This is a genomic window from Litorivita pollutaquae (assembly GCF_003205515.1).
GTDB classification, from domain to species: Bacteria; Pseudomonadota; Alphaproteobacteria; order Rhodobacterales; family Rhodobacteraceae; genus Litorivita; species Litorivita pollutaquae.
In genome coordinates, this window is sequence record NZ_KZ826481.1 from 683,925 (window position 1) to 697,881 (window position 13,957).

At 59.6% G+C, this 13,957-nt stretch carries 13 protein-coding genes; 2 read left to right on the forward strand and 11 right to left on the reverse strand.

From position 1 onward, the window contains the following. Positions 1–5: 5 nt before the first annotated feature. From DI396_RS03310 to DI396_RS03325, 4 genes are all read right to left on the reverse strand, one after another. Positions 6–818, reverse strand: a complete 813-nt coding sequence (locus DI396_RS03310) for a CbbQ/NirQ/NorQ/GpvN family protein (RefSeq protein ID WP_407936290.1) — start codon at positions 816–818, stop codon at positions 6–8. 5 nt (positions 819–823) lie between these two features. Further along, complete coding sequence (locus DI396_RS03315; RefSeq protein ID WP_110794675.1) at positions 824–2,194, reverse strand: cbb3-type cytochrome c oxidase subunit I; 1,371 nt, start codon at positions 2,192–2,194, stop codon at positions 824–826. 12 nt (positions 2,195–2,206) lie between these two features. Beyond that, positions 2,207–2,659: a c-type cytochrome gene (locus DI396_RS03320; protein WP_110794676.1), complete on the reverse strand. Its 453-nt coding sequence runs from the start codon at positions 2,657–2,659 to the stop codon at positions 2,207–2,209. 124 nt (positions 2,660–2,783) lie between these two features. Further along, positions 2,784–3,980 carry an NnrS family protein gene (locus DI396_RS03325; protein WP_110794677.1) on the reverse strand — a complete coding sequence of 399 codons (1,197 nt, stop codon included), beginning with the start codon at positions 3,978–3,980 and terminating at the stop codon, positions 2,784–2,786. Positions 3,981–4,203: 223 nt separating this feature from the next. Here DI396_RS03325 and DI396_RS03330 point away from each other — a divergent pair, with 223 nt between their 5' ends. Further along, complete coding sequence (locus tag DI396_RS03330) at positions 4,204–5,961, forward strand: nitrite reductase (protein WP_110794678.1); 1,758 nt, start codon at positions 4,204–4,206, stop codon at positions 5,959–5,961. Positions 5,962–6,284: 323 nt separating this feature from the next. Beyond that, positions 6,285–6,596, forward strand: coding sequence for a GtrA domain-containing protein (locus DI396_RS03335; RefSeq protein ID WP_235851719.1), 312 nt, complete (start codon positions 6,285–6,287; stop codon positions 6,594–6,596). A gap of 326 nt (positions 6,597–6,922) precedes the next feature. On the opposite strand, the gene DI396_RS03340 is transcribed toward DI396_RS03335, so the two are convergent. Genes DI396_RS03340 through nosZ form a run of 7 tightly spaced genes read right to left on the reverse strand, consistent with a single transcriptional unit; the run spans position 6,923 to position 13,944 of the window. Beyond that, a complete protein-coding gene (locus DI396_RS03340; protein ID WP_328588323.1) occupies positions 6,923–7,333 on the reverse strand; it encodes a c-type cytochrome in 411 nt (136 codons plus the stop codon). 45 nt (positions 7,334–7,378) lie between these two features. Continuing rightward, complete coding sequence (locus tag DI396_RS03345) at positions 7,379–8,326, reverse strand: FAD:protein FMN transferase (RefSeq protein WP_328588324.1); 948 nt, start codon at positions 8,324–8,326, stop codon at positions 7,379–7,381. A 1-nt stretch (position 8,327) separates the two neighbouring features. Next, entirely contained in the window at positions 8,328–8,945 is a 618-nt protein-coding gene (locus DI396_RS03350) for a nitrous oxide reductase accessory protein NosL (protein ID WP_407936291.1), read from the reverse strand. After that, positions 8,945–9,772 carry an ABC transporter permease gene (locus DI396_RS03355; RefSeq protein WP_110794884.1) on the reverse strand — a complete coding sequence of 276 codons (828 nt, stop codon included), beginning with the start codon at positions 9,770–9,772 and terminating at the stop codon, positions 8,945–8,947. The genes DI396_RS03350 and DI396_RS03355 overlap by 1 nt, the downstream gene beginning before the upstream one ends. Continuing rightward, positions 9,772–10,674 carry an ABC transporter ATP-binding protein gene (locus DI396_RS03360; protein ID WP_110794679.1) on the reverse strand — a complete coding sequence of 301 codons (903 nt, stop codon included), beginning with the start codon at positions 10,672–10,674 and terminating at the stop codon, positions 9,772–9,774. Before DI396_RS03360 ends, DI396_RS03355 begins: the two co-directional genes overlap by 1 nt. Beyond that, positions 10,643–12,007, reverse strand: a complete 1,365-nt coding sequence (locus DI396_RS03365; protein WP_110794680.1) for a nitrous oxide reductase family maturation protein NosD — start codon at positions 12,005–12,007, stop codon at positions 10,643–10,645. The genes DI396_RS03360 and DI396_RS03365 overlap by 32 nt, the downstream gene beginning before the upstream one ends. Further along, on the reverse strand, positions 12,007–13,944 hold the full coding sequence (gene nosZ / locus DI396_RS03370) for a TAT-dependent nitrous-oxide reductase (protein ID WP_110794681.1): 1,938 nt from the start codon (positions 13,942–13,944) through the stop codon (positions 12,007–12,009). The genes DI396_RS03365 and nosZ overlap by 1 nt, the downstream gene beginning before the upstream one ends. Between the last annotated feature and the right edge of the window lie 13 nt (positions 13,945–13,957).

Sequence of the window (13,957 nt, forward strand, 5' to 3'; positions counted from 1 at the left end):
CGGTCTCACCCGAATACAGCGGTGACAAGATCGAGGAGCCCGCGTTTCGTGTCCGCATCGTCGGTGAGCGGTTCAATCATCGCGGCCTGAATCGCACGGTCCACTTGCATACCTCCGGCAATCAGGCTGGCTGCATAGATGATCAAACGGGTGGAAACACCTTCTTCGAGATCCTGACCTTTCATATCGCGCAATTTCCCCGCCAGCCGCACAAGCGGTTGCACGCGGTCGGGCGCAAGGCCGCTTTCGCGCGCCACCACGTCGATTTCCAATGCCTGCGGCGGGAAATCGAATTCCACCGCCAAAAACCGTTGGCGGGTGGAGGGTTTGAGCGTTTTCAAAATATTCTGATAGCCCGGATTATAAGAGGCCACGAGCATGAACCCCGGCGCGGCGGCGATCTCTTCACCGGTGCGATCCAGCGGAAGCATACGGCGATCATCGGTCAAAGGGTGCAACACCACGGTGACGTCTTTGCGCGCTTCGACCACTTCGTCGAGATAGCAAATCGCCCCCTCGCGCACCGCGCGGGTCAAGGGCCCATCGACCCAAACCGTCTCGCCGCCCTTCAGCAGATACCGCCCGATAAGGTCAGCAGCCGAAAGATCGTCATGACAGGCCACCGTATAAAGCGGCCGCCCGAGCCGCGCGGCCATATGGGCCACGAACCGGGTTTTACCGCACCCTGTCGGACCTTTGAGCAAGACCGGCAGATCGTGGCTGGCGGCGGCCTCGAACACGGCAACTTCGTCGCCTTGCGGCAGGTAGAAGGGGGCTTTTGCCGCCCCCCCCGTTTGCATTGTGATCGCATCTTTCATTTGCATCACTCCGCCGCATCCTGGACGACCGGTCCGGGATTGATCACTTCACGGCGCGGCACCATAACCGCATAGATGAAGAGGATCGCCCCCAAGACCACCGCGACCCCAGAGCCGAAGCGCATGACAAAGAAGATCCACAATTGATCCTGCACATCCATGAAACCTTCGCCGTTCACCCGTTGCAGGTGGGTTTGCACCGTGCCCGCGAATGTCAGCGTGAAGGTCATGAACAGCATCCCGCCCGACATCAGCCAGAAGGACGCCATGTTCAGCACCTGGTTATAGGGATCGCGCCCGCGCAACACCGGCATGGCGTAGGTGATGATCGCAAGGTTCAGCGCCACATAAGCCCCATAGAAGGCAAGGTGCCCGTGCGCGGCAGTAATTTGCGTGCCATGGGTGTAGTAGTTGATGCCATGCAGGGTGTGCAGGAAGCCCCATACGCCCGCCCCGAAAAAGGCCAGTGTCGCACAGCCCAAAGACCACAACAGCGCCGCCTTGTTGGCGTGATCGCGCCGCCCTTTCCACACCATGACAAAGGCAAAAGCCATCATGCCAAAGAACGGAACCACCTCAAGCGCCGAGAAGATCGAACCGATCCACTGCCAATAGCCCGGCGTGCCGATCCAGTAATAGTGGTGTCCCGTGCCGAGGATGCCCGAAAACAACGCGGTGGCCACGATCACATAGAGCCATTTTTCCACCACTTCGCGGTCCACACCGGTCAGCTTCAGCATCAAGAAGCCCAAAATACCAGCCATGACCAATTCCCATGTGCCCTCGACCCAAAGGTGCACGACATACCACCAATATTGTTTGTCCAACGCCAGGTTCGACGGGTTGTAAAAGGCAAAGAGGAACAAGAGCGCAATGCCCCACAGGCCCAACAGCATGATGTTGGTGATCGCGGTTTTACGCCCCTTCAGCACCGTCATCGAGATGTTGTAGAGGAAGATCAACGCGGCGACGACGATACCGGCTTTGACCCATTTGGGTTGCTCCAGAAATTCACGCCCTTCTTTCCCCAGCAAGAAGTTGCCTTCAAACAGGTTGAAGAAATAGGTCAACACCACACCAACCGTGCCAACAACCAAAATCGCCAATTGCAGATAGGCCAGTTTGGTCGAGTGGATTTCGCGTTCGGATTCCTCGGGAATGAGGTAATAGGCCGCGCCGAAAAAGCCCACCAAAAGCCAGACGATCAGGCTGTTGGTATGTAGCATCCGTGCGATATTGAACGGCAGGATCTCGGTCAGGAAATTCCCATCCACATAGATCCATCCCATCACAAGGCCCAGCGTCACCTGAACCGCGAACAGCGCCATAGCGACCACAAAATAGGCCAGCGCAATCTTTTGAGTTTGATATTTCATGATCAGATCTCCTTAGCCCGCATCATTCGGCGGCCAGTCCTGATTGCGGATCGTATCGGTCCAGCGCAGGAAGTCGGCCAAGGCACGATATTCGTCGTCCGTAAGGTTGAAGTTTGGCATCTGGCGGCGCCCCTCGACGCCCGAAGGCATGGCGTCCATCCAGCCTTTGAGCGCGTCATAAGCACCCTCGGGATCATCCTCGACACCCCAACGGGTCATCACATTGCCAAGCTCCGGCGCGAAATACGCGCCCTCGCCCAAAATGGTATGACAGTTGACGCAGCCGTGACGCTCCCACAGATGCTTGCCCTCTTTTACCGAAGCGGTCAGCGTCTCCGGGTCGGTCGACGTGGTTACGATGTATCTGTGGCTGTGAATCGACAGCCCCAGAAAGATTAAAATGAAGAACAGTGACCCACCATAAAAGATATTGCGGGCCATGCTCTTGGTCATGACTTCGCGCATGGCGCGGTCTCCTTGACTGAGCAGTTTCGTATAGGGTGTTGATGCGCTTTGCGGCCTGCGCGGGCCTTAACCAAAGTCAATTTGTCGGATTTTGTCTTCCCTGACGGGCAGCCTGAACATGGGATTACGCCGGCGGGGCGCGCCCGACCGGAGCACGCGGCAGACGCGGGTGCCAGAACGCCGGCCATAGGCAAGCAAGAAACCCCGCATAAGCGGCGCACCACAGCGCCCCCGCACCATAGAGGCCAAGCATCGACAGATCGCCAGTCACCTGCACCGCACCCCAGCGCAACAAGGCCGCCAAGGGCAAGGCCCAATAGGCCAGAACCACGCCGCGCGGCGCTTCAAGCGGGCGTCCGGTATGGCCCAAGGTGGCCCGCGACATCACCGCCACGGTCATGCCGCCCACCCCGCCGATGGCAAGAAAATGTAACGCGGCGATCTCGGCCAGCAGATCGATTCGCGCCGCGCCAGTCAGGATCAGCCCGAAGCCAACGCTGCCATAACTCAGGTGCAGCGCCCAAAGGATCGGCTGCCCCCATTGGAACCATGTCGCCCAAAGCACCACCCGCAGCAACATCACCGCCCCTGCACAAAGCGCAATTGCGGCGGCAAACACAGTGCCCGGCAGGACAAGCGCACTCGCCGCCAGCAGGGCCGCCAAAACGATGATCAGCGGCGTGAAAAATTTCGGATCGCGTGGCCGGATGCTTTCGATCCCCGCGCGGTGCAAGGCATTGCGGGTAAAGGCCGGCGTCACCCGCCCCCCCAATATCGCGATCATCCCCGCCAGTGCCATCAAACCTGCGCGCAGCCCATCGCCCGCATCCCCCCACGCCATGCCCATCCAGTCCAGATGCACCCGCAGATTGGCAAGCCAGAACAAGATCAAAAACAACAAGAACACCATGTTTTGCGGCTTCGGACGGCGCAAAAGCTGGGTTGCGATCTTGGCTGCTAAAATCGGCGCGAAAGCCAGATCAACCAAACCCACCATCACCGGCGGCACCACCCCGGAGGCAAGAATCATCAGCCGCCCCAAAAGCCAAACGCCGGCCACCATTGCAATAAACCGGTGCGGCGCGGCTTTGGCTCCGGTCCAATTCGGCACAGCGGTCAAGAAAAATCCGCCCAATGCCGCACCGCCATAGCCGAATATCAACTCGTGCCCGTGCCAATGCTGCACCGGCATGGGCAACGCATCCAAGGCCGGAAACAGCCCGCCCAGATAGGCCAGCCACAGCGCCATAGACACCAAGGCAACCACGCCTGCACCCAAGAAGAACACGCGAAATCCTTCGCTGACCAACTGACGCCACATATCGAGTTTCCTTTGTCTAAAATCCTGTTTCGCCCGCCGTTGCCTCCCATCTCCCAAGGCCGCCGCGACAGACCGGTGGCAGGGCCGGGCAACGGCTTGCCTGCCGATCTAAGCTGTAAAACAGATGCGCCTTTCGACCGGAGTTCTCCTTAACATAAATCAAGGTGGTGCCTGCGGCGCAGCGTCATGGTCACGCTGTCTCACCAGCCAATGGAGAATTATAATGTTCACCCGAGCCACCAAAATTCGGCAAACCCTGCTTGGAACGGTTGCCCTTGTTGTCGCAGGCGGATTGACCCCCGCTCTTGCCGAGGACAACGCCCACGGGAGTGGCCCCGCGGCGGCCTATTCGCCGTCGATGACCACGCTTGGTCAGTTGCAGGTCGAAGTCCCCGGCATGCGCCCCGACGATCCGGTCATGACCGCCGAAGAATTTCAGGAAGGCACCCAGATCTATTTCGAACGTTGCGCCGGTTGCCATGGTGTGCTGCGCAAAGGGGCGACGGGCAAACCGTTGACCACAGACATCACCCGCGACTACGGGTTTGATTATCTCGAAAGCATCCTGACCTACGGCTCACCTGCGGGCATGCCCAATTGGGGCACCTCGGGGGAATTGACCGAAGACCAGATCAATTTGATGGCGCGCTACCTTTTGCTCGAACCACCCGCCCCGCCCGAATGGGGTATGCCCGACATGAAGGAAAGCTGGCAGGTCATCGTTGCGCCCAAAGATCGCCCGACCGAAAAAATGAACGACATCGACATTGAGAACCTGATGTCTGTCACCCTGCGCGATGCCGGTCAAATCGCATTGATCGACGGCGGCACCTATGAAATCCGCTCGATCATCACCACCGGATATGCCGTGCACATCAGCCGCATTTCCGCATCGGGTCGTTACCTGATGGTGATCGGCCGCGACGGGTTGGTCAATATGATCGACCTTTGGATGGAAGAACCCGACACTGTTGCCAAGATCAAGATCGGCATGGAGGCGCGTTCGGTCGAGACCTCCAAATTCGAAGGATACGAAGACAAATATGCCGTCGCCGGCGCCTATTGGCCGCCGCAATATGTCATCATGGATGGGGACACTCTGGAACCGCTGAAAATCGTGTCCACCCGTGGCAATGTCTATGACGATCAAACCTACCACCCCGAACCGCGTGTGGCCTCGATCCTCGGATCGCACTACAAGCCCGAATTCATCATCAACGTCAAGGAAACCGGCAAGATTTTGATGGTCGATTATTCCGATCTGAAGAACCTGAAAACGGTGGAAATCGAAGCCGAACGCTTCTTGCATGATGGGGGATTGGACAGCACGCACCGCTATTTCATGGTGGCCGCGAACGCGCGCAACAAAATCGCCGTGGTGGATACCAAGGACGGCAAGCTGACCGCCTTGATCGAAACCGAAGGCCAGACGCCGCATCCCGGCCGCGGGGCCAATTTCGTGCACCCGGTCTTTGGGCCGGTTTGGGCAACCTCGCACCTTGGAGATGAAAGCGTTGCCTTGATCGGCACCGATCCCGAAGGGCACCCCGATCAGGCGTGGAAACTTCTGGATAGCTTCTACGGACTTGGCGGCGGTTCTTTGTTCATCAAAACCCACCCGAATTCGGAGCACCTTTATGTTGATGCGACATTGAACCCCGATGCTGAAACATCGGCTTCGGTGGCGGTATTTAAAATCGCCGATTTTGATGACGACCGTGACACCGAAGAGGAATACACCACGCTTCCGATCGGTGAATGGGCCGGCATCACCGATGGGCAACCGCGCGTCGTGCAGCCGGAGTTCAACAAACACGGGACCGAGGTTTGGTTCTCTGTCTGGAACTCTAAAGACAAGGAAAGCGCCATCGTCGTGGTGGATGACAAGACCCTTGAGTTAAAATACGTCATCAAGGATCCGCGTTTGATCACACCGACCGGCAAATTCAACGTGCTCAACACCCAAAAGGATGTCTATTGATCGCATCTAGAATTTAACCGGTCGCGTCCCAGCTCCGGTTATGACGGCCGGCCGCAAGCCCACTGTGCTTGCGGCCGGTTTTCTTTTGTGCGGGCCGGGGCCGAGCCGATCGACATGATTTTAATCAAGGCAGCGACGTGATCTTTGCGGCAAATAGCGCGCATGAGATGTTTTGCCGCTTCTGTCTACGGTTTCTGTCTGCGCGCCGTGGGCGGCATCCCCGATACGGGATCGATGTGCCCTGCGCGCATCGGCGACCCCGTCTTTTCATTCAAATAATCGCCAAATGAGACATTGGCCCCAACCCGCATAGGAGCGCCCCGATGAGTGACGATCTTTTCCCCCATGCCAGGTGGTCGCGGCGCAAAATCGCGGTTCTGCTCTATCCATTCGCGGCCGCAGCCGTGGCGATCAATCTCTTCATGCTATCGTTGATGACGCAGGTTTTGGGCCTGACCGCGTTGCCGCCGGTTTGGGCGCTGGCACTCTCTGCACCTCTGGGCATCCCCGCCACATGGTTGTTTGCGCGCTGGGTTGACGGGCTTTTGGACGAAGCCGCGCCGCCGCCGAAACCCACAGGCACCAAGCAAAACCAACCTCTGCAGAAGCAAAGCACCCCGCGCGACCCGAAGTAAGCCCCCAAAGGCACAGGGCCGCATCGTTCTGGGCCCATGGGGCAAACGGCCGGCGTTAAACCCGCACGCCCGCCCTATCCGCCGCTTGCGCGCTTTGCTTTGGAGGCACTCTCTCGTGCGCTTATGATGTCGGTGGGGTATCCCGGAGCCGATATTCCGACCCGCCACCTGCGTCCGTAAGCGCCAGCCAATCCCCTTAAAGGCCCAAGCATCGCAGCAGGGTCATTTTGCCGCTACACACCCCCGCCCGCGCCGCTTCTGCGACAGGCTCACAATGCAAAAAGGGCCCTGTTTCCAGCGCCCCTTTCTTCGTCATTTTCGCCGTTTTATTCGGTTAACGTCGCCAGATAGGCGGCCATATCCTCGGCGCCTTTCTTATGTTTGAAAGTCATTTTCGATTTTGCTTTCTCGGCGCCGGTCGCCTCTTTGAGGAAACGATTGGGATCCGCGATAAAGGCGGCGAGGCGCTCCTCATCCCAAACCAATCCACCCTCACCCGCCTGTGCAAGCGACGCGCTGTATTTAAAGCCCTCGCTTGATCCTGCCGCACGCCCAATCACGCCATAAAGATCGGGACCTGTTCTGCCCCCCTTGACGATTTTGGTGCCGTCAGCCGCCGTGATCGCATGGCAGGCTTTGCATTTCTTGAAATCACCCTCGCCCACAGCCGCATCCCCCGCCAAAACCGCGCCGGATGACATCGGCAATACCATCACCGCCAAAACTGCAAGTTTCATCTTCATATCCATGTGTTTTCTCGCTCGAACTTTCTAGGGTCAGTGTCAGCCTTGCACCCTAAAACTCTCGAGACGCGCCTCCTTGACTTTGCTCAAGAGCGCCGCCGCCTCGCCCGCCTCCTGTGTCAGGCAAAGCGCCGTCGACAGCGCATCGGCCAAGGCCGCGCTCGGCGCGCTGACGCTGACCTGCGCCACGCGGGTGGGGGCAAACGTCCCGCTGCGCGGATCAAGGATATGGCCGACCTGCCCGGCCCCGCCAAATGCCGGCGCGTCAAATACCGTGCCAAGCGGCGCAGAGGTCGCCAAAGCGCGGCCTGCGGTCAATCTATGCGCCTGCATCTCGCCGTCGATCCGCACCGGCCATCCATCGCCCGCCGCGCCGCGCGGTGCATCCCCGATGGCGCAGATCTCGCCGGTGTCGATCAACACATCCCGCACGCCTGCGCGCCGCATCACATCCGCCACGCGGTCAGCGATATAGCCCTGTGCAATGCCGTTGAGTGTCAATGCCTGCCCCGCGCCGAGCCGCAAAACGGCGGCGTCGATCTCCACCCGGTCGAACCCGATCGCAGCCCGCGCTTGCGCCATTTGCGCGTCGCTCTGCGCCTTCGGTCCGGTGGCGCGATACTGCGCCGCCATCGCCGTCCATAGGGGCTGCACAGTGGGATCGAACCGGCCTTCGGTAATCCGGTGCACCCGCCGCGCCAAGGACAGGCAATCGAGCAATTCAAACGCGGGGACTTGCAAGACCCCCGCCGCGTTCAGTCGGCTGATCTCGGACGTCGGGCGATACAAGCTGAACACCTCTTCGAGCCGCGCAATCTCGGACAGCGCACGGGCTGTGATCGCTTCGGCCTTCGGGTGATCGAGAATGATCTGCGCCTTGGCGCCCAGCGCTTGTCCATGCCATTGATAGGCTGTTGCAGCGCGGGCGGGGCTGGTCAGGCAAGCCGCGCTTGCGAGGGTCAAAAATCGGCGTCTGGTCAGTGGCATTTCAATTGCTCCTGCGCGGGCCAGAGAGGGCTTTGAGCCGTCCGGCAATATCGTCTTTGTCGTGACCAGCCCCGGCCGCATCCGGCGGCACGGCGCCAGAGGGGGCCAAAGCATCGGCACGGCTGATCTGGGAAAAGCTACGCACCTCGCCGCCGTGAGTTCGGGCAAAGGCGCGAGCATCGTCTTGAATGGCAAAGGGCACGAATTCCGCCGCCTCCATACCGCCCGAGGCATCGCTGCCGATCACGTAATAGGCCTGCTCTGCGGGCACCCATGCCCCCGGCGCGGACCACGTCGCGGTGCCGCTCATATCTTGCACATAGCTGGCGCGCACCGCATGGCTTTGCTCGGGCATATGCAGGTAAGCGATCGCATCTTTGACCTGCGCAAAAAATAACGGCGCAGACAGGCCATCGAGATGGATTTGCCCTTTGGGCCCAATATGATCAAGCAAGGTCATCTGGCAATAATATCCTGCCGCATCGGCAGTCAGCTCAACCGGCGCGGGGGCGACGCCGCCTGGTTCCTCACGGCACCCTGCAAGCGCCATGAGGGCACAAAGGACTACGGTCAGATTGCGCCGGCAGCGCCGCGGCAAGGGAGGTTTCATGCGCCCCATCAAGGTTGCACCCGCCCGAACGCCGCGCGGGCCAAAAGCGCCGCCAAGGCGGGCCAAACCAACAGCGATGCAAGCGGTTTCCAGAGCGCGATCGCGCTCGCCGCGCCGGCCAGTCCCGCCGCCGCTCCGACCGCCTCGGAGGCGGCAAGGTTGAAGATGCGGAAAGCATCTGCGGGGTTTAAAACCAACAACCAGGGAAAGGCAGATGCGGTGAAACGGCCGCCATTGTCCGCCACCACGGCGGCCAAAAGCCCCAAATCATAAAGAACGATCGCCACCAGCCATAGACCAATGGCCATCCCCGCCGCCCCCGAAGGCCGCCGCGCAAGGCAGGACATCATATGGCCCAGAGAGACGAAAACCGCGCCCAGCAAGACCGAGGTCCAGACCAGCCGCCAAAGCGCGCCAAGCCCCGCCACAGCCGCAACACCATCCCCGACAAAGCCGACCACAGCCGCAACGCCATAGCCCAACGACACCGCCAGCGCCAAAACAGCGACCTGCGCGCCCAGCTTGCCGAGCAACAACTCACCCCGGCCAAGCGGATAGGTCAGATGCAGCGGCAAGGTACCGCGTTCGACCTCGCCCGCGATCGCATCGAAAGAAATCAACAGCGCAATCAGCGGCACCAGATAGACCGCCAAAGACGTGAGGCTCGCCACGGTCACCGACAAGCGATCCGCTGCCATGGCGCCCGAAGGTGCCGCCCCCGCCAGTGACAGAACCAAGGCAAAGAGGATCATCATCGCTGCGGCAATCCCGACCCAGCGATTGCGCAGGGCGATCAGGAATTCGAGCCGCGCAGTTGAAAATATCCGGCGTAGCATCATGCGGCCCTCCGGCTGATATGGGCATAAATGTCATCAAGACTGGGCGGATGGATGTCGAAATCCGCGACTTGATCCGCTGCGCCGCGAATGCGGTCCATCACGGCGAATTTCTCCACCTGCGGGCAATTCAACGTCAGGTGATCGCCGCCAGCATCGACACGCCGCACCCCTTCAGGGAAAGCCGCCACCAAGGCCTGCGCCTGACCGGCGGCGGCACGCAAATGCACCGTCATCGGAAGATCCGCCGCAGCGCGCAGCGCGGCCAAAGAGCCGTCGGCAACCAATTTGCCTTGCGACAAAATCGCGATGCGGTCGGTGCGCGCCTCAACCTCGGTGAGCGCATGCGACGACAGCAACACCGCCGTACCAGAGGCGGCCAGATCGGCAAGCAGCGCATAAAATTCGCGGCGCGACACCGGATCGAGACCCGAGGTCGGCTCGTCCAGAACCATCAATTTGGGAGCACCGATCAAAGCCTGTGCCAAACCCACCCTTTGCCGCATGCCTTTGGAGTAGGTGCCAATGCGGCGACGCGCAGCCTCTTTTAAACCGACCTTTGCCAAAAGCGCACCCGCCCCGCGCGGATCAAGCCCGCGCAACCGCAGGAAATGTGCGATTTGCTCGGTGCCGGTGAGGGCCGGATGAAAGGCGGCATTTTCAGGCAGATATGCAATTTGCGCCCGTGCGCCTGCCGATCCGGGGCCGTGACCGGCAATGGACACGCTGCCGGCATCTGCTTGGATCAAACCAAGCACCAGCTTCATCAGGGTCGATTTTCCCGCACCATTATGACCCAAAAGCGCCACGGTCTCGCCCGCCGCGACAGTCAGATCGACGGCGTCCAACACCGTGTGCCCATCGTAACATTTAGTCAGCTGTGAGAGGGTCAGTAAGCGCATCGCTATTGTCCTGGTGAAGTGAATCTGATGGGCCTGAATTTGGACCCCGCGACCATGCCGGGGCGGCCTGTGCCAACAGCAGAAAGTTTTGCGGCACCTCGTGGGCGGGCGGGGTTACCAACGGGTGGCTGTCCACCACCCCGCCGGTCAATGTCGCGGGGAATTGCGCCTGTGACCAACGGACCAATTGCACCGCAGGCGCGCCCAACAATAATTTCGCCGCCGGTTGCGACCACAAGATATGATCCATCACATCATTGGGCCGATAGCGGCTATCGGCACGGGCATCGCCGTTGAGATCAAAGGCCGGGTGATCGGACCAATAATTGCCGGTGCCATCATAGCTCCATTCGACATCGCGGGTGCCAACGTATTTGACCTGTGTGCGGTTGCCGATAAAGGCATTGCCGGTGATGGTATTGCGTTCCGATCCGGCGGTGAAATGCACACCGATGGCGCATCCGTCGAACCGGTTATTGGCCAAAAGGTTTTGGTGGGCGTTATACACAAAGGCACATTTTTCTGCCCCGCCGGTGACCAAATTGCCAAACACATCGGATTTGTTGGTGTAGTTCAGCATCACGCCATAATCGCGGTCATTGATCGACAGGTTATCGCGCGCCACCAGACGGTCGGAATACATCATCGCAAACCCGAGGTGATTGCCGATCGAGACATTGCCCGACACTTCGCTGTCGTTGGTGTACATGTAATGCACGGCAAAGCGCAGGTCCCGCATCAGGTTGCCGCGATAGATATTGTCGCGCGAGACATTGGAAAAAATTCCGTCACGGCCATAGCGGATCTCGTTGTTTTCAACCACCGCACCGGGGGCGTTCCATACGTAAATCCCGTTGCCGCGGGCATTCATCCGCGTCAATTGCAGCCCCTCGATCCGGTTCTCGGCCACCCGCGCATCGCGGGCCCCGTGAATGTCGATCCCGACCAGATTGCCGCGCAAATCATTGCTAACCACCTGCGCACGGCGGGCGCTTTTGGTCAGCGTGACACCGGCTTCAATCGGATCATGTCGGCGACCCGATCCGATGATCATCACATTGCGCAGGGACACATCAGGGGCATCGATGGTGACAACCGACCCCTGCCCGCCGCCGTCGATCACCGCGCCGGTTGCGCCGGTTAAGACCAACGGTTTGTCAATATACACCGGGCCGGCGTGCCGCCCCGCTGCAAGATATATCGTGTCGCCCGCCTTGGCGCGGGCAATGGCATCGGCCAAGTCTGCGCCCCCTGCGGCCACGTTGATCCGTTCGGCCACCGCAGGGACGGCCGTCAAGATTATCATGGCAACAAGGGTGCGCAGCAGGCTCATCAGGCTTTGGGCTCCACCAACATACGGCCGCGCATTTCCATGTGCAGCGCGTGGCAGAACCATTGGCAATAATACCAATAGACGCCGGGTTTCGCCGCGACAAAGGTGATAGAGGCGGTGGCTTGCGGGCCGACTTCCATCGCTGCGCCGTGGTTGCCCATGGTGAACCCGTGGGTCAGGTCATCAATGTCATCCAGATTGGTGACAATAACCGTGACCTCGTCGCCCTGTTGCACGGTGAAGCTTTCAAGCGAGAACTGCGGCGCTTGGCTGGTCATATAGACACGGACCTTGTTGCCGTCGCGGATCACGCTGTCCTGCCAATCGTCGAGATCGATCCCGTCGGCTTCGGCCTGTTTGCGGGTTTCGGCCCACATCGGGTCTTGGCGATCCCATACCGACACGGGGTTCACCACCGAATGATGGACAATGATGCTGTCGTGCGGTTCGGCGAAGGTCGGGCTATCGTGAACCAGTTCCAGATCGGTGCCATTCATCGCGAAAAGCTGCTCGTTCTCGGGTTTGAGCGGGCCGACGTTGAGATACCGGTCTTTGGAAAATTTGTTCATCGAAATGAACCATTTGCCATCCGCATCAAGCGTCTCACCCATCGAGGTGGAGTTGTGTCCCGGTTGGTAATGCACGTCCGCTTTGGACCGGATCGGATCGACGTCCGCGCCGCCATAGGCTTTGATCGCGTCTTCGATATTCCATACGACGACCTGACTGTCGAGGAACAGCGTGGTGATCGCGTTGCCCTTACCGTCAAAGGCGGTGTGGAGCGGCCCAAGTCCCAATTCGGGTTCGGCAACGATGACCGAACGCGGGTCAACATCGCTTTCGAACAGGGAATCCAGTTTGGTCACATCAATGACCGACACCGTGGGGGACAATTTGCCGGCAATGCAAAGGTGTTTGCGATCCGGTGCCATGTTACACCCGTGCGGTGAATTCGGGATCGGCACGTAGCGGGTGTAGTTTTTGTTCTGCCCCTTGCGCCCGTCAATCACCTTCACACCATTGAGTTCAATGAAATCCCCCGCCGCGATACCGGCTTCGATTTCCTTGAGGTTGAAGATCACGACATGGTCCATTTCGGCTTCCATCATCTCGGCAAGGTTCATCCCCATTTCCGAGTTGTAGGAGGTCGAGAAGGCATATTTGCCGTCATAATCGCAATCGGTGTTGTCGAGGTTGCCCGAGACCATCACCTGCCATGCGACTTGCATTTTGTCGGCATCGACGGCGGTGTAGAAGTTCACATATTTGCTTGGATCATCTAAAACCGATCCGTCATTGACCATCGGTGTTTCATCCTCGCCATTGGCAAACACATAATTGGTGCGCGGCCATTTTTGCGGGCGCAGACCGTGAATCGCCTTTGCGTTCGGGATCTCGAGGATGCTGTCACATTTCATCACATCACAGCGCACACGTGCCACGCGGGTGTTGGCCTTGTCGTTCATGAACAAAAAGCGGCCATCGTATTTGCCCTCGGTAAAGGACATGTGGACGTGGTGCAAATCGCCTTGGTCATGGATTTCCTTGCCGTTGGCGGCAAGCAATTCCTTGGTGGCGGGCAACATGCCGTCTTTGTGGATCTTGATGCTTTCGTTGGTTTGGCCCCATCCGGTGGCCGAGCACCGGTTGAACACCGGGATCCGCATGAATTCGCGCATCGAGGGCACCCCGAGAATACGCACTTCGCCGGTTTGGCCCGAGGACCAGAACCCGTAATATTCATCCAACTCGCCCGGCCCGGGGATCGCATGGGCGCCGCTGGCCGCATTGGCTTTGCCGGCGGTGCCCGCCGCAGCAACGGCCGCCGTGCCGCCCAAAAGCCCGAGCCGTCCGCCCGCACCGCCCAAAAGCGCCGCACCGGTGGCCGTGGCCCCCATAAATCCGCGCCGACTGATTGTGTTGTTACTGTCAGACATGATGTGTCCTCTC

Bases quoted from the DNA above. Each gene is read 5' to 3' on its own strand.
- DI396_RS03365 (WP_110794680.1), bottom strand. From the start codon at position 12,007: ATGAGCCTGCTGCGCACCCTTGTTGCCATGATAATCTTGACGGCCGTC.
- DI396_RS03325 (WP_110794677.1), bottom strand. From the start codon at position 3,980: ATGTGGCGTCAGTTGGTCAGCGAAGGATTTCGCGTGTTCTTCTTGGGT.
- DI396_RS03360 (WP_110794679.1), bottom strand. From the start codon at position 10,674: ATGCGCTTACTGACCCTCTCACAGCTGACTAAATGTTACGATGGGCAC.
- DI396_RS03310 (WP_407936290.1), bottom strand. From the start codon at position 818: ATGAAAGATGCGATCACAATGCAAACGGGGGGGGCGGCAAAAGCCCCC.
- DI396_RS03335 (WP_235851719.1), top strand. From the start codon at position 6,285: ATGAGTGACGATCTTTTCCCCCATGCCAGGTGGTCGCGGCGCAAAATC.
- DI396_RS03330 (WP_110794678.1), top strand. From the start codon at position 4,204: ATGTTCACCCGAGCCACCAAAATTCGGCAAACCCTGCTTGGAACGGTT.
- DI396_RS03315 (WP_110794675.1), bottom strand. From the start codon at position 2,194: ATGAAATATCAAACTCAAAAGATTGCGCTGGCCTATTTTGTGGTCGCT.
- DI396_RS03350 (WP_407936291.1), bottom strand. From the start codon at position 8,945: ATGGGGCGCATGAAACCTCCCTTGCCGCGGCGCTGCCGGCGCAATCTG.
- DI396_RS03345 (WP_328588324.1), bottom strand. From the start codon at position 8,326: ATGCCACTGACCAGACGCCGATTTTTGACCCTCGCAAGCGCGGCTTGC.
- DI396_RS03320 (WP_110794676.1), bottom strand. From the start codon at position 2,659: ATGCGCGAAGTCATGACCAAGAGCATGGCCCGCAATATCTTTTATGGT.
- nosZ (WP_110794681.1), bottom strand. From the start codon at position 13,944: ATGTCTGACAGTAACAACACAATCAGTCGGCGCGGATTTATGGGGGCC.
- DI396_RS03355 (WP_110794884.1), bottom strand. From the start codon at position 9,772: ATGCTACGCCGGATATTTTCAACTGCGCGGCTCGAATTCCTGATCGCC.
- DI396_RS03340 (WP_328588323.1), bottom strand. From the start codon at position 7,333: ATGAAACTTGCAGTTTTGGCGGTGATGGTATTGCCGATGTCATCCGGC.